Raw genomic sequence first — 15,259 nt, forward strand, 5'->3', positions numbered from 1 at the left:
GTGTTACCAATATGTAAAAATCTCAATTTAAAACTAAAGGAGAACAAAATGGGACAAATAATTGTATCGATGTACCTCTCACTAGATGGTGTCATGGAGGAACCAGCTTGGACTGCTCCATATTTCAATGAAGAAGTAGCAAAGTTTCAATCCGATTTACTGTTTGAAAGTGAAGCTCTTCTACTAGGGCGAGTAACCTATCAAGGTTTTGCAGCTGCTTGGCCTTCTATGACTGATGAAGAGGGTTTTGCTGATAAGATGAACAGCATGCCTAAATTTGTTGCTTCAACAACTTTGGAAAAAACCGAATGGAATGCAAATCTTATCAAGGGTAATATTGTAGAAGAAATATCGAAACTGAAGGAACAGCCTGGTCAGAACCTTTTAATCTATGGCAGCAGTGATCTTACACAAACATTAATGCAACATGACCTCATTGATGAATATCACTTTATAGTCAATCCCGTTATCGTAGGGAGCGGAAAACGTCTCTTTAAAGACCAGAACAAGACAAAAGCATTAAAACTTATAGAAACAAGAACGACCAGTTCAGGTGTCGTTATTCTTTCCTATCAGCCGGAGAAAAAAGAATAATTATTGATAAATTATCTTATGGAAAACTCTATTTATTCCATAGGAGTTGCTATTATTTTATTAATTATCTGTGCAATGTTTAGGGGCATTATACGTATAATTCGTCGTACTAACAATTGCAAAAAGCAAGATTCAGTCGCACAAAATTAGATAAGGTTATTCAACTGTTAGAAAAACAAAACAAAGATTGACTCTTTCGAATCAGGAAAAGTTAAAATAACTTCCAATAACGAGAATAATGTAAATAAGCTGTCCATGTGGGCAGCTTATTGTTTTTTTGCTTAGCGTGCAAAATCCGCGTCTTGTTCGCGAGACCCCACACAGTACGATTTTATTTCAAAGACACAACGATCTTACTACACACTTTTTATTTATCCCACACTCTCATATGCTAGTATTACTATTTTTTATTACTAATGTTGCCGTTTCACTCGGATGGCTAAGAGGAAAATGATGGCCATATGGAACAAAATCAACCTTACCAAGATGCGATGGAGCAGAATAGGCTCTGTCATACTCCCCCCAAATAATGTGAAGATTATACTTTGTTACTTCATTGAAATCACCTTGATCGTTTTTCAGTAGTAAACTGTTAAGCTGAACCGTAGTATTTAAAATTCTAGGAGAAGTAAAACTGTTCCTTATTTTTTCAATACAATGTTCAGGGATACTCTCGATACTTTCAAACAAACCATTACTTAATAAATATCGCTCTATGAAATTAGTAGTTGCCAATTTTAATGTCCATTTGTTCATAAATTGAGGAACATTTAGCGATTTAGCATTTTTTTTAACTACAGGTGGCTGAAGTAAAGTGATTGAATACTTCTTATCTATGTACTCTTGTACCAATGCTTCCAGAAGAATAAATGCACCGAATGAATGACCAATTAGATGTGCACCATTCGTAGCTTTCTCCAATAACTTTTTCACTACATTCAAATAGATATTTAGAAGATTTTTATCTCGTTTAAAAGGAGAACGCCCCAAACCTGGAAGATCCAAGATCCATACAGGTTGACCAGTTTTTTCATGAAGCTCTTGTGCTAAAGGAAATAAATCCTCTCCATCACTCAATAAACCATGTAATAAAATAAACGGTTTACCCTCTCCTTGTAATTGGTAAAGGGTATTGTTATCGCATAATGTTCGTTTAAATACATGATTATGCTGGCCATTTTGATACATCATTCGATAATCCAAATCAGCTACTACGGCAGGGAAAAATTTCATTACACTCGTCTTCTTAAACCAATCTCCTCCCATAATTTTTTTCGCTGAAACATTTAAAAATTTTCGTTTTGTAATAAAATTCAGTCCATCAGAAGGAATTTTTGTTATTTTACTTACTCCACTATTCATAATTGTTTTCATAAGTGGCATTGGGACAGAGATTTTTGGTGCCCTCATATTCATACTTTCTGACATAATACTTAATAACTCAGCAATGTTCTGATCGTGCTGTTTGTCTTCAACAAGTGTATATGTTTGAATAGTCGGTTGCTCCAACCTGAAAACCTGCACAATAAACTTCGCAAACTCATCGTTTGAAATAAGTGGTAACCTATATCCCTTACCTCCAGGAATCACTGGCATGAGCCCTCTTCGCATACTCATCACAAGCAAACCTAATCCTGCTATCTGCTCTGTACTCCCTGTTTTGCTACTACCGACTACAGTTGGTGGATTAATTACAGAAAGCGGATAACCTACTGCTGATGCCTGCTGACGGATATAAAGATCTGCTAAAAATTTTGTTCTCTCATATGGATTTTTTATTTTCAAATAACTGTTTCCTTCTTTAAACACATCAATTGCAATCTTGCTATTTTTATCATCAAAGGGACTCATATAACCTACAACATGAATAAATTGTTGCAAGCCCTTCAATTGATGAATACTTTTAGCTAATTCACTAATATGTTTCGCGCCATTTAAAAATACGGAAGCTGCCTCTTTACTTGTCGCTTGAATATCCATGGGGCCTCCTGCGTGAATAATCACATCCGTTTTCAATACCCTCTCCTTATCTTCAACACTTAGACCTAAATCTATTTTCGTCAAATCACCTTCAATAAAGTGCATAACTTCCTTTTTTAAGATGCCTCTTTCTTGAAAAAGGCGTATTGCTTTACTTTTCGACCTGACTAAAAGAAGAATTTTCACATCCTCTTTGGCTAATTCTTTCACTAATTGCTTTCCAATAAAGCCTGTTCCACCAGTTAAAAATACTGTTCTCATATAAAATCCCCCTTTTTAGTACTAATCAGTACTAATTTGATGTAAAAAAAATGCTTCTTTTATCGAAGCAATTTAAAAAAATGATCTGCTGTTTTCGTGATTACAGTTGCATCCTTCAATGTTTCTGAAATAAATAACGCTCCTTCAAGATTTGTAATAAAAAGTGATGCAACCTCATCAATATGAATCGTATTTCTGAATTCTCCATTCTCTACCCCTTGTTTAAGTAATAGAGAAACTTTCTTTTGTAATCCTGTAAAAAAAAGACCTATTTTTTCTTTTATTTGCGTGGCCTGTTTAGGACTTTGAATATAAAGAGTAATAAATGGACAGCTCCCCTTATACTCTCTCGACTGAACTCCTTGTGATAATTGCTTTAAAAACAGTTGGATACGATCTTCAACTAAAAATTGGTTCTGAGAAAGTACGTCATCAATTGCAGATTGATACATTTCAATCCAATAATCAACGACCCCTTCTAATAATACTTCCTTATTAGAAAAGTGATAATACACATTAGACTTTGAAACTTTGCTTACACGTACTAATTCATCCATACTTGTATAAGCAAACCCTTTTTCTAAAAATAATGTTGCAGCTACTTCAATCACACGTCTTTGATTCATTAATTTTACCTTTGTCATAACTAGAACTATATAGTACTAATTTAAATATTGCAAGTATTTATGTTCATTTAGAAAAAAGTTTGATTAAAAAAATTCTACTAATATTGATTTTACTGCAAAAAAATCTTAGCATCAGTGTTACGCAAAAAAGAAAGGGAGTGGATCCCCCACTCCCTTTAACCATCTACCCCTGATTCTTCTGCGCTTCTCTAAACTCCTCCTTCACCTTCTCTAACAACCCTTCTTCCGTAATTAATCGATATGCCGTATTCGCTAGTGCTTTTGCCGATGTAATTAATGCTTTATCTCCAAGTTCTGAACGTGCTGCTTCTCTAAATTCATTCGTATGTGCAATTAAATCATCTGGTCCGATTTTAATGTACGGATGAATTGTCGGTACGACTTGACTTACGTTTCCTGCGTCGGTTGAACCAATCCCTACTCTTTCTTTACGATTTACATCTTCACCTAATAGTTCTAGTTCTTCCGCTACGATATCGTTATATGTTTTTGTTACGAGTAATTCATCGATTTCATTTTGAAATTGATGGATTTTTACTTTTGCACCTGTTGCTAACGCTGCTCCCTGTGCAATGTTTCTTACTTTTTCTGTTACTTCCGCGCATCTTTTTCGCGTTGCTGCACGGATGAAGAATCTTGCTGCAGCGTAGTCAGGAATAATATTAGGTGCTTTTCCGCCCTCTGTAATGACCCCATGAATTCTCACGTCTGACGGAAGTTGTTGGCGAAGTGCGTTAATACCGTTATAGAGCTGAATAACCGCATCTAATGCGTTAATCCCTTCTTCTGGCGAAGCTGCAGCGTGAGCTGTTTTTCCGTAAAAATGAAAATCAAGTGGATCGACTGCTAGTGAAGGACTCGTTGTCGCTGTCTTTCCGCTCGGATGAATCATAAGCGCCGCATCAATGTCTTTAAATAAACCTGCCTTTACATAACTTGATTTCGCGCTACCATTTGGCCCGCCTTCTTCTGCTGGCGTACCAAACACGACAACTTCCCCGCCAATTTCTTCAAGCGTTTCTGATAATGCGATTGCTGCTGCAACGCTAATTGTGCCAATTAAATTGTGACCACACGCATGACCTAGTCCTGGTAAAGCGTCGTACTCCGCTAAAAATGCGATTGCAGGTCCTTGTTTTCCAGAGCTTTTTCGCGCGATAAATCCCGTTTCATGTCCAGCTATATTGTGCTGCAACTGAAATCCTGCACTGCCTAGCAATAAACTTAACGTTCTAGATGCATAAAACTCTTGGTTACCAATTTCCGGATTCGCATGAATATCATGACTTGTTTCTATGTACTTTTCCTTATTTCTTTCGATACTCTCTTCAATTGTTTTTCTTTGTGACGCTACTCCTGTCGCTCCCATTTTTCTTCCTCCTTTTATTTTCACATAAAAAAGCCTCTTTCTAAAAGATAGAAAGAGGCTTCTGTATATACAGTCAAAATGAGCTTCTTTCTTATCTTTCAAGTTACCTTGCTGGAATTGGCACAGTATTCATAACGAATCCGCTGCCGAGGTATCATAGGGCCAGTCCCTCCACCTCTCGTGATAAGAATTTTCATAAAATTATATTAAATTATTTTTTATTCTAAGTTCATTCCAAGTAAAAGTCAAGGAATTCCTATCCGAATTTACCGAATATCTAAAAATCCTTTTAATACACCAATTGTCTCAGGTGCTTGCAGTCTTGCACATACGTACGGAAATTCCGTACTACCTTCAAACATCATTTGGGATGTAAGCGGTGCGCCTGCCCAGAAGATTTCATCATCAATTACGATAAACGGGAATGCTTTATTTTGTCTTTGTAACTTTACATTTTTTAACGGAACTGGTCCATCACTATACACTGTTATTTGCGCATTTGTACGCATTAACGCTTGCCATACTCGTTTATCCACTTGTTTTGTACTTGGAAGTGAAATAATAATTTTTCGTTTTGCGACTAAAATATCTTTCAATAACCCTTTCGTTTCCTCAAGATTCATTTCCATAAACCAGCGTAAACGTTTCGAAATTTTCCGTTCCCACAATTGTCTTGATGTCGTACGATCATACACATCTCCGTGACGTTCTATATGAGCTGTTAATTGCGATAACGCTTGTTTTCTTGAAAGGTTTTTACGCATATAATGGCAATCTGATAATTGAATGAACTTCCCTCTCGCCCTTGTCACTGCTACATTGACGAGGCGATGGTTTTTGTGATCAAAGAATAATACGCCAGGTCGTTCTTGCGGATAACTGTCAACCGTATCAAAGATCATCATATCTCTTTCAGAACCTTGGAACTTATGAACTGTCGCCGCTAAAACTGGTATGTTTTGATATTTCGTTCTCTGCAACATTTCTCTAATACACGTTGATAAAAAGCGTGACTGCGCCCTGTAAGGTGTCACAATACCAATTGATTGCACACCGTCTAACAATCCGATTAACATCATTTGCATTGCTACTAAACCAGACATAATGTTAAAACGTGAACCAGAAGCAGCATCTTTTAACGAAAAAGCTCCCATTTGGCTCGTATCAAATAAAACACTCGCTTCATTTGCGAACGGCTGCAATTGCGCAAGTTCTTTACGCTCTGAAACAGACGGATGATCGTATACTCTATTTTTATAAATAAACGAATTCGTAAACTTCGATATATCCGCATGCATACGTCTTTGTTCCTGCAACATAAATAGGTTTGGGTGTGCTTCTGATTTATTAACAGACTCAACAATCCCAGCATGGTAAAACATATCTTCCCCAAGCCATTTGCGAACGAGTTCATGATTTGCCATCGCAATTGGAGGTAACTGTAAAAAGTCACCGCAAACGACGATACGTTTTCCAAGTGAAGCAGCTAATGCAATTTGCGGAACATATGCCATACTTACTTCATCTACAACAACTAAATCAAATGTGCGCTCATAAATAAGTGAATCAATGGCACATTTCGATAAAGTTGCGCCGATTACTTTCGCATTTTCAATATATTCTTTTTCTACTTCTTTAATTTTAGCCTTTTGCTTTCGAAGATCACTTTCAATCTCTTGTATACGCTTCTTATCAGCAGATGTTGCTTTATACGATAAGATTTTTTCACGAAGATCTTGTCGCGTCTCTTCTAAATAGAGTCTTTCCTCACCCCAAGATCCGTTCGTCGTTTCAACTAACTTCGACGCAAGTAACGTTTCATGATTTCGTATATGTTCATGTTGACTATAACCGTAACGAACAATTTCGCCAGGCGTCCATTTCTTTTTCTTCTCAATTTGCTTCGTTACTTCACTCATTAATACGTCTACTGCCGCATTACTATGAGCCAACACAAGTACCGATTTTCCTTTTTGATAATGAGCCGAAATAATACGTGATAAATTGTAAGACTTCCCTGTTCCTGGTGGTCCCCATACGTAAGTTGTCGGATTATAAAACGCACGATATGCCAATTCATTTTTCGGATTTTTCATCTTCTCAATATGTTTCGGACTGCTCGTCCCATCAACAAGACGCTTTATACGATTACGTTTTAGCTTATCTTTACGTGCTTCCTTCAACCTCTCTTGTAGTTGCTCTAACAATTGCCACGGTTCACTATATAAAACAGCTTCTCGTATTTCACCTTGTATATAATCATTTAATTTCAGTTCTATTTCTAATCCATGTACAGACAATACTTCTCCTGTCGCTTCCTCACCATCAAACTCAATTCGAATGGGTGAACCTTCAGGTAAGCTTACTTCCGAAATAAGCTGAAATACGTATACTGTACTTTCATAATCTGTATATAAAAAACGACCATTCATGATAGAAATTTTACTACCACCTATCGTTTTCCAATGTTTAATTTCATATGCTAATGCATAATGCCACTCTTTCATCGTTTCCGATAATGAAGGAGTTTGAGTAGTTGTATTCATCGTATAATCTCCTTCCTTCTCCCCAAACATACTTTCTCACTATACCATATAAAACGCTAAAATTTGTAAGGTTTTTATCTTGCTTATTTTCTTAATTTTCAATAACATATTGTATATAATTTTCAGAAAGAAGGAATCTACATGCCAGTTAGAAGAATTGAACACGTCGGACTTATGGTTGCAAACTTAGAAACATCTATTTCATTTTATGAAGAAGTAGTCGGCTTACAACTCATGAAACGTATGGGACACCCGAATCCAGACTTAAAACTCGCTTTTTTAGGTGTGGAAGAATCAAAAGAAACGATACTAGAACTCATTGAAGGCTACAACTCTTCTCTTCCGGCAGAAGGAAAAGTACATCACATTTGCTTTAAAGTGGATTCATTAGAGGATGAGATCGAAAGACTGAAGAAACAAAAAGTAACCTTTTTACTAGGAGAAGAAATTGAAACATTACCAGATGGAACACGTTACATATTCTTCGCTGGTCCTGATGGAGAATGGATTGAGTTTTTTGAGACGGAGAGATAAAATGAAGCTTTAGGATAGAAAAGGAGCCGGAATTCCGGCCCTTGTTTTTAATGAAACATATTTTATTATAGGAATAAAAATCTTTCTAATAGCTCTAACTTGCACAATGCTTCCCGTTAATATAATACGCTGATTCTGTGAAAACTGTAAATACAACCTCTACTTCTGGAAGTCCAAAATCCATTACATATGTAGTAATGGCCTTGGCAAATCGATCACGAATTTCCTGTCCACGCTCGAACCATTTCACTTCAATAAGAGGAAACGCTTCTATTTCTTCTCCATTGAATACAAACGTAGAACTTGGTAGTTCCAAGGTGAAATTATCCGTACCACACTCACAGATATCTGCGAGTTCTTCTACTAATGGCTTGCTTATGCTTTTTAATTGTTCAGTAGTAATTCCACGAAACACAACATGCGGCATGTTATTCCCTCCGTTACATAGCTTTATATTTCCTCATATCATAACACAATTTATTTTGCTGCACTAACATCTATTCGTACATTTCAATGATATTCTTAAGAATGATTATATGTTATTGAAGCTAATATAATCAGGAGTTAAGGAAAAGCAGACTGATAGAATTAAAGGTGAAGAGGTAATACTTGACCTCAATTCTAATCGTCATATAATCAATGCCATGCACAAAATGACTCATCAAAAAGTATTATCTCATGAAAAGCAAGGATTTATTAAAATGACTCATCAAAACATCGAAGCAGTACGTTGAGTAATTGATGAAAATAATAGTGGAACCTTACAACATAAAGAATAGTACCTCAAGATTTTGATTGGTTGGTATGAAGGCGATTTCTCCCTTATCGTTTTATGATATGCTAATAACATTTGATAAAATATGGTATCTATAGACAGTCAAACACCTTTAAAGATACCTCATCCAGTTCTTGCTGTTGCAAGATAAACAGCATGTAATCAGTTAACCACCCACATTAGTAACGAAAACATAAAGAAAAGGCATTCCAAATATGAAACACCTTCTTTCGTTTTATAAAACCATCCAACACGCTGAACTTTTCAATTTAATATAATGACTCGTTTAACTAAAGAAATTGATTACGTGCATAACGCTCTTCTCACTTTTCTTGCAAAATTTAGTGGATCATCAACGTCTTCGATATTAACGTAAATTAAATTTGGATCATCACATAACCATTCATTGTGTATAGACGAAACGATTATTCCTTGTTTAATAATTGTCGCCACAAATTCAGTGACTTCTTTTTGTAAGAGTGCTACTCGGCCTAGGCATAATGCCCGTCCGGTTTTATTGTCTCGTGATTCGAATGAAAAGGAAGTTGTTACTCTAAAACGTTTTCCCAAGATTGTTGCTCGTATTTCATCTCGGTTTATTGTTGCCACGCATTTCCCACCGGCGAATCCTTCTTGACCGCCAATGATTCTTGCAAACTGTTGACAAATTGATTCCTCATTAACCGCCATACCTTTAATCATTCCTCCTTTTACTATTAGATTATGAATTCATACATAGGTCTGAAACGGCAATGAATCTAATCTATTATAAAAAAATGATGGCAATCTACCGAAAGCTATTAACTCAATTATTCTTGATTGTATGAATTGTTATCAGAGTTTAAATGGTGCAGAATTTTTATTCTATGCTTAATGGGCATCGGAGACTGAAAGCAAAACTCAGCTATTATATGGTAAGACATTTTTAAAAAGCATAAAAAAGACACCCTAAGGTGCTATCCTCCGACTTGAGAATCGTATCTATGTATGGAGAAATTTAGAAAAAACAAATACAAAAGAGAAGATTCTAACTATAATTTATAGAACTCTTATGCCATGACTTACTTACATATTTCCTTATTTACCAGAAGAAGAATCTCAGTTACATTATTTTCTGAACAGTCTCGTTAAAGCCATACCAAGAAATCCAGCGCCCATTCCTATTAGCCATCCAGTTTGGGCATTACCTAACATAGATCCCACTCCTCCACCAAGAAACATACAGCCAACGAATACTAATCCTCCAATTCCCCAATTCGGCCGTTCCATAATTCAATCACATCCTTTCAATAAAACATATGCGATTGGCTAACTCAACTTTCTTCCTTAAGATAGTTCATTACTTTGCTTAGGTTTAGCACTTCAGGGAATTCATAAGATGCGAAGCTTGAGTCATTTATATAGATTGTAGAAATACGGGTATCAATCGTTATTAAAAATAACTGACGCATTTTAAACATCATCGATTTTATCATTTTGGACAACCTATTCTGTTAAATTGATATACATGCGAAAAAACTATCAAAATAAAACCCCAGAAATCCAATGGTCTCTGGGGCTTCCTTATATATTTAGCTCTTTTTGCTTTTTGTTTTGTTTATATCTATACAGCAATTTTCGGCTTATTAGAGAAATCACTAATAAGGTCAGAATTAATAAGATAAGTTGCATAAATGATAAATCAAAATATTTAGCACCTGTAACGATTAAAAGTGTAGAAATCGTGCCTTTTACAACGAAAAAAATAATAACCCATAATCCGCCTTTTTTCCAGTTCATTTTATATTACCCTTTCCTACGTTTAAATTCTTAAAATATTTAATGATAGTTCTTAAATGTGACAACTTAATAGAAATCTATTATATTAACAAAAAATTCATGTCTAATTACATGCAACGATTCTATATTAAATGAAAATGATATTCATCGTCAATTTTATTGACTATTTGAATACTTATTATTTCTTTCTACTTTGTTTCTTATAAGCAATACACTCTTGTATTCAAACAAAAACACCTCCATTACATTTGCACACTTAGTATGCGAATGCAAGAGGTGTTTTTTCATATACCATCAGGTAAGACTTCCTGCTTTGTTTATTTCTTGATACGTAGCTATTTTTTAATAAACAATAACTGGATCATACGTGTCCAAACTATCATATACAGTTTTTGCAACATTAGGAAGAAGGTTCACACACCCACCTGATCCTCCTGTTAAATAAGCATTATTTCCCCAGTCTTTTCGCCAGCCGGCATCGTGGAATCCTTGACCACTATTTGTGAATGGAACCCAGTAATCTACTTTAACCGCATAATCAGCTTTTCCTACTGCGTTACCTCTTAGCGTATATGGTGTTCGTTTATATAGGACGTACCACACACCTGGTGATGTATCTTCACCAGTACTATGTTTACCAGTTACTACATTTGTTGTAACGACTAATTTTCCATCTTTGTAAATCCAAATTTGTTGCTCTGCAATTGAAACTTCTGCATACGTGTCTCCGATGCCATTATTCGATGTTGTTTTATAACCGATACCTTCCTTCTCCCAACCATTCCCTTGAATATTAGAAGCAGAAAGCGATTTGTCGCCTTTCTCAAAGGCTTGTTGAACTTGTTTAGTTTCTTTTTCAACATCTAGTGCCCAGCCGTATCCCTGTCCTTTTACTGATATGACTGAACCGGAATGAGTTTTAAATGAGAAATCTTTATTTAATGTTGATTTGGCATTATTAATTTCAGTAATTTTCTTCTTAATGTCACTCGCATCAATTGTAACTTTCATATCCTTTGACATAGAGGCATTTTGAATTAAATCTTTCGCTTTTAAAGGATAAACTTCATCCTGCACTTTATACTCAACAGACTGCCCAAGAAGATTCTGTAGTGCTTTCTCCTCTTTTTTGACAATCGGATCGTCTTCTTTAATAGGTTTTATGTATGCAGACTTCAGATGAATTTCGCTTTTATATTTTTGTTTATCATAATCTTTCAGTAGACTAGTAACATCATACTGTTTTCCTTCAACACTTTTCGAAATAACAATTTTCCCTTGTTCTAGCTTCGCCATAGCATCTTGAGGCGCTTTTAATTTCTCATTCATAGAGATGAGCTTTTCTTCTACAAGTTTTTTCATCGTTTCACTACGATACTGATCTGCCTTCTCTGGTAGCAATGAATAATTTTCTCCCTTTGAGGAAGGAAAAAATGTCCACTGACTTTTTAATAGTTTCTTAACCTGAGGCAAATCTTTTTCCGTAAGTTCCGTTTTTGTATCTTTTTCATCTAAAATTTGTTGTTGATCAATATAGACTTTGTTTGCTAGTCCAGATGTCTTTAACTTCTGTATTGCCTGATCAGCGCTCAGACCACCAACTTTTGTGTCATTAATTGTAACATTCGAATTGAAGTGAGTTGCCTGGTAATAACTCATTCCCCCAATAAGAAGTGCAATTACACCAATACCCGCTGCGATAAACTTCCAATTTGTATAACGTTTGTTTGATCTTACTCGTTTTTGATCAATTTCTTCAACTGATTCATTTGTTGTATTGTTGTTCATCAATCTTTCCCCCGTATGTATTAACGTCAAACGATTTTCAATTAAAATCATAGACTAGTGTACCTTATTTTTCCTAAAATTTCATTATTTCCGATCACATTTTATCGCAATTTAATGATTAAATTTAGATTTTTTAATAGTACGATGCATTGAACAGTCACTTACAAGTAATAAATCATTCAAAAGTGTTCCTTCCTTATATCTATAAATCTAACAGAATAAGTTGCTCCCAAAACGCTGCAAACGAACTAAATTCTCATAAATAACAGTTTGATTCATATAAAACTTTCATATTGGGTCACTTCAACATATTTACTTGCTGAACATGAAAATTCCCCTTTAAGAAAAAAATAAAAAATCAGACAGTATACTTGAATTTCTCTTCGCATGAGAATATACTAATAAAGCAGGCTATGACGTTCCTTCCTTCTAACTTCTTTGGCCAAATAGGGATGTTACTTTCCTGCTAAACACATAGGCTATGACAATTCTTCCTTCTTTGTAGAAATTTCAAATTGTTTTAGAGTTGTCAATTCCCTATGAAAAATAATTAGACTATAAAACCTCTTTCTTCTTTGGGATTGCATAAACTTTAGTTTATCAACCATTGATGTAGAGGTTTTCTTTTCTTAATTAACAAATTACCACTTAACAACTAAATGTTATATCCCTAATTTTCCACTAAAAAATAGCTATGTACCCTCTGTACATTTTTCTACAATTAGTGTGTTTATACATATAAAAATAAAAATCTACCACTGAAAGGAGGACAGTCAGACTATTCCCCTCTTTTATAAGGCGTGAATAGCTGGCGTTCTCATGAAAAATTCTATTTACATAAGAAGAAGTTTGAAAGTAATTATAAAAAGAGAAGAAAATAAACTACCGAACATTTATTTAGCCACTGTTTTAAAAAACTTGGAAAATTTAGGATTTACTTTTTCCGAGCCTTTAATAGAAGAGTTGCAAACACTTTCGGTTGATGCATTCACATCGTTTTACAAAGAGTTGGTAAAACATTTAAAAGAAATGGTTGGAGCACATATTCAGTTTACTCCTATGTATCCAAACTTTCCGCAACAAATGATGGATTTAAGTGACGCTGATTTATACATTAATGCCATTATTCATTATGTGACGTTGCGCCTACCTGTATCAAAAGTAGAAGAACGACTCCCTCTTTTAGATAGAGTTGATTTGAAAGTTATTGACTTAGGAAGTGAAGAAGATTTCAATCAAATGATTTCTCAATTGATTAGTGCAAACAGCTCTATTTCCTCAACTGATAAGACGGATGTAGAATGGGCTATTACACACACTGAAGATGTTTCCTGTTTTCTACCTAATGTAATTCCTCATAAGGAAAATATGTCTTTTATAATTGGGGTTTTATTAATAAACAGAAAAATATCAGCCGATGCTGCTGCAAAGTATTTTAAAACAGCAACTGATGTTCTTCGCCTTGCAGTTGCTTTATCTGAAGGGGATGTGAGTTTAGCATCCTCCGTCCGATTCAAGAAGTTTAACCGAGCAGAAAGACGCTTCCTTTTAGGATTGTCAGAGCAATGCGGAAACATTACCGAAGATATGCTTCGATACAAAAAACGTTGGATTCGTTTAGGTGAAATTCTTCATCCAGCAGAATATCATACTCGTTTCCCAAAAACTCACCGAGCATTTGAGATTCTTCGCAACAACATTAAAGTTGAAACATTTAATGGAAAAATAGAAGCAGCTTTGTTGAATCGTGATATCATGACAGCAAAAAATCTTTTAAAAACTCGCCCGGGGGAATTTGCCAGACGCTTGGATCATTTAATCCGTTTATGTAGTGATAAGTCAACAGATGTTTTCAATATTCTCGAAGATTTTCTAAGTATAATAGGAAACGTTTCTACTCCTGTATTACTTCAACTCACAGCTCATTTTAAGCATCGAAATGATAAAAATGAATTTCGCACCTTTTTTCCAAAGGGAAATGTAGCAAAAGCTATAGGTATTGAAAATACACTTCCATTTATCTCAGAGGATATTTGTTTAATGATTGTAAAAATGTGTGAAGATACTTTAAAAAATCGCTTCGCAGAACTTCCAAGTCTCGGAAAAGTATTTTTGGATGAACAGTTAAAAAATCACTTAGTTCCCTTCTCTCAACGTTCAGCCAGCAAAGCGCTTCGCACATTATCTCGAGGAAGTAAAGTAGATTTGCCAGAAGGAGATACGATTCGTTTTTTCCTATGGTGGAAAGAAGGCTATGTGAATGGACAACATACAGGACGTGTTGACATTGATTTATCTGCTGCAATGTACGACGAAGATTGGCAATACAAAGAACATGTATCCTTCACGAACTTACGTTCAAAAAATTTCAAAGCCTACCATAGCGGAGATATTACTTCTGCACCAAAGGGGGCATCTGAATTCATTGATTTCGATATTCCGTCTGTGCTGAAATATGGTGCACGCTATGTAGTCATGACTTTGCTTTCTTACACAGACCAACCGTATAAAGATTTACCAGAATGCTTTACTGGTTGGATGGTTCGTCAATATCCTGGTTCAGGTGAAATATTTGAACCTTCTACTGTTCAAGATAAAGTGGATATTACTGCCGACACCCAAATCTCTATTCCAGTTATTTTAGACTTAAAGGAACGAAAATTGATTTGGACAGATTTGTCTCTTACAAGAGATCTAACTTATGATAATACCATCGAGGCTAATCAAAAAGGTATGATACTAGTCGGAAAGGCTTTAACTAATTTAGTTAAACCGAATTTATATGACTTGTTCCGATTACATATTGAAGCTAGAGGTGAACTCGTTCAAGACATCGAAGAAGCAGAAAGCATTTTTTCTTTGGATAAAGGGATTACTCCTTTCGATATTGAAAAAATAATATCTGATTTTATAGCTGACTCAAAAGGCTAACTACATTACAAACATTAATAATGCGTGGAAAATATCGATGTATAATGTCTATGTG

General features: G+C 35.2%; 12 protein-coding genes, 2 pseudogenes and 1 riboswitch. Of the genes and pseudogenes, 5 read left to right on the plus strand and 9 right to left on the minus strand.

Annotated features, from left to right (window positions below; all coding sequences use genetic code 11):
• The first annotated feature begins 48 nt into the window (after positions 1-48).
• Positions 49-594 carry a dihydrofolate reductase family protein gene (locus tag MHB52_RS16225; protein WP_016118234.1) on the plus strand — a complete coding sequence of 182 codons (546 nt, stop codon included), beginning with the start codon at positions 49-51 and terminating at the stop codon, positions 592-594.
• A gap of 18 nt (positions 595-612) precedes the next feature.
• Positions 613-785, plus strand: a pseudogene (locus MHB52_RS16230) (DUF4083 family protein).
• Between the two features lie 193 nt (positions 786-978).
• Here the strand turns inward: MHB52_RS16230 and MHB52_RS16235 are convergent.
• The 4 genes from MHB52_RS16235 to MHB52_RS16250 all read right to left on the minus strand — a co-directional run bounded on the left by MHB52_RS16235 (position 979) and on the right by MHB52_RS16250 (position 7,427).
• Entirely contained in the window at positions 979-2,835 is a 1,857-nt protein-coding gene (locus MHB52_RS16235; RefSeq protein WP_061663766.1) for an alpha/beta fold hydrolase, read from the minus strand.
• Positions 2,836-2,894: 59 nt separating this feature from the next.
• A complete protein-coding gene (locus MHB52_RS16240; protein ID WP_001076336.1) occupies positions 2,895-3,461 on the minus strand; it encodes a TetR/AcrR family transcriptional regulator in 567 nt (188 codons plus the stop codon).
• 184 nt (positions 3,462-3,645) lie between these two features.
• Positions 3,646-4,851 (minus strand): M20 family metallopeptidase, encoded by a 1,206-nt coding sequence (locus tag MHB52_RS16245; RefSeq protein WP_061663767.1) that lies wholly within the window; start codon positions 4,849-4,851, stop codon positions 3,646-3,648.
• 88 nt (positions 4,852-4,939) lie between these two features.
• Positions 4,940-5,041: riboswitch (SAM riboswitch) on the minus strand.
• 76 nt (positions 5,042-5,117) lie between these two features.
• Positions 5,118-7,427, minus strand: coding sequence for an AAA domain-containing protein (locus MHB52_RS16250; RefSeq protein ID WP_016118237.1), 2,310 nt, complete (start codon positions 7,425-7,427; stop codon positions 5,118-5,120).
• 111 nt (positions 7,428-7,538) lie between these two features.
• On the opposite strand from MHB52_RS16250, the gene MHB52_RS16255 reads away from it, so the two are divergent.
• Positions 7,539-7,931 (plus strand): VOC family protein, encoded by a 393-nt coding sequence (locus MHB52_RS16255; protein ID WP_001145286.1) that lies wholly within the window; start codon positions 7,539-7,541, stop codon positions 7,929-7,931.
• Between the two features lie 94 nt (positions 7,932-8,025).
• Here the strand turns inward: MHB52_RS16255 and MHB52_RS16260 are convergent, their stop codons facing one another.
• Positions 8,026-8,358: a DUF1904 family protein gene (locus tag MHB52_RS16260; protein WP_001120970.1), complete on the minus strand. Its 333-nt coding sequence runs from the start codon at positions 8,356-8,358 to the stop codon at positions 8,026-8,028.
• Positions 8,359-8,488: 130 nt separating this feature from the next.
• On the opposite strand from MHB52_RS16260, the pseudogene MHB52_RS16265 reads away from it, so the two are divergent.
• Positions 8,489-8,707 (plus strand): annotated as a pseudogene (locus tag MHB52_RS16265) (DUF6241 domain-containing protein); the annotation flags it as partial.
• A 302-nt stretch (positions 8,708-9,009) separates the two neighbouring features.
• On the opposite strand, the gene MHB52_RS16270 reads toward MHB52_RS16265, so the two are convergent.
• The 4 genes from MHB52_RS16270 to MHB52_RS16285 all read right to left on the minus strand — a co-directional run bounded on the left by MHB52_RS16270 (position 9,010) and on the right by MHB52_RS16285 (position 12,273).
• A complete protein-coding gene (locus MHB52_RS16270; RefSeq protein ID WP_001986336.1) occupies positions 9,010-9,396 on the minus strand; it encodes a DUF1259 domain-containing protein in 387 nt (128 codons plus the stop codon).
• 417 nt (positions 9,397-9,813) lie between these two features.
• Entirely contained in the window at positions 9,814-9,975 is a 162-nt protein-coding gene (locus MHB52_RS16275; protein ID WP_000441008.1) for a hypothetical protein, read from the minus strand.
• A gap of 294 nt (positions 9,976-10,269) precedes the next feature.
• Entirely contained in the window at positions 10,270-10,485 is a 216-nt protein-coding gene (locus MHB52_RS16280) for a hypothetical protein (RefSeq protein WP_001104105.1), read from the minus strand.
• A gap of 342 nt (positions 10,486-10,827) precedes the next feature.
• On the minus strand, positions 10,828-12,273 hold the full coding sequence (locus tag MHB52_RS16285) for a L,D-transpeptidase family protein (RefSeq protein ID WP_061663769.1): 1,446 nt from the start codon (positions 12,271-12,273) through the stop codon (positions 10,828-10,830).
• A gap of 819 nt (positions 12,274-13,092) precedes the next feature.
• Here MHB52_RS16285 and MHB52_RS16290 point away from each other — a divergent pair.
• Positions 13,093-15,204 (plus strand): TerD family protein, encoded by a 2,112-nt coding sequence (locus tag MHB52_RS16290; protein WP_061663771.1) that lies wholly within the window; start codon positions 13,093-13,095, stop codon positions 15,202-15,204.
• The last annotated feature ends 55 nt before the right edge of the window (positions 15,205-15,259 follow it).

Origin of the sequence: Bacillus sp. FSL K6-0073 (genome assembly GCF_038006085.1) — a bacterium.
In the GTDB taxonomy this organism is placed as follows: domain Bacteria; phylum Bacillota; class Bacilli; order Bacillales; family Bacillaceae_G; genus Bacillus_A; species Bacillus_A cereus.

What these genes read in the sequence shown, in the direction of transcription:
- MHB52_RS16240 (WP_001076336.1), bottom strand. Translation starts at nt 3,461, where the DNA reads ATGAATCAAAGACGTGTGATTGAAGTAGCTGCAACATTATTTTTAGAA.
- MHB52_RS16290 (WP_061663771.1), top strand. Translation starts at nt 13,093, where the DNA reads ATGAAAAATTCTATTTACATAAGAAGAAGTTTGAAAGTAATTATAAAA.
- MHB52_RS16225 (WP_016118234.1), top strand. Translation starts at nt 49, where the DNA reads ATGGGACAAATAATTGTATCGATGTACCTCTCACTAGATGGTGTCATG.
- MHB52_RS16275 (WP_000441008.1), bottom strand. Translation starts at nt 9,975, where the DNA reads ATGGAACGGCCGAATTGGGGAATTGGAGGATTAGTATTCGTTGGCTGT.
- MHB52_RS16235 (WP_061663766.1), bottom strand. Translation starts at nt 2,835, where the DNA reads ATGAGAACAGTATTTTTAACTGGTGGAACAGGCTTTATTGGAAAGCAA.
- MHB52_RS16255 (WP_001145286.1), top strand. Translation starts at nt 7,539, where the DNA reads ATGCCAGTTAGAAGAATTGAACACGTCGGACTTATGGTTGCAAACTTA.
- MHB52_RS16280 (WP_001104105.1), bottom strand. Translation starts at nt 10,485, where the DNA reads ATGAACTGGAAAAAAGGCGGATTATGGGTTATTATTTTTTTCGTTGTA.
- MHB52_RS16285 (WP_061663769.1), bottom strand. Translation starts at nt 12,273, where the DNA reads ATGAACAACAATACAACAAATGAATCAGTTGAAGAAATTGATCAAAAA.
- MHB52_RS16245 (WP_061663767.1), bottom strand. Translation starts at nt 4,851, where the DNA reads ATGGGAGCGACAGGAGTAGCGTCACAAAGAAAAACAATTGAAGAGAGT.
- MHB52_RS16260 (WP_001120970.1), bottom strand. Translation starts at nt 8,358, where the DNA reads ATGCCGCATGTTGTGTTTCGTGGAATTACTACTGAACAATTAAAAAGC.
- MHB52_RS16270 (WP_001986336.1), bottom strand. Translation starts at nt 9,396, where the DNA reads ATGGCGGTTAATGAGGAATCAATTTGTCAACAGTTTGCAAGAATCATT.
- MHB52_RS16250 (WP_016118237.1), bottom strand. Translation starts at nt 7,427, where the DNA reads ATGTTTGGGGAGAAGGAAGGAGATTATACGATGAATACAACTACTCAA.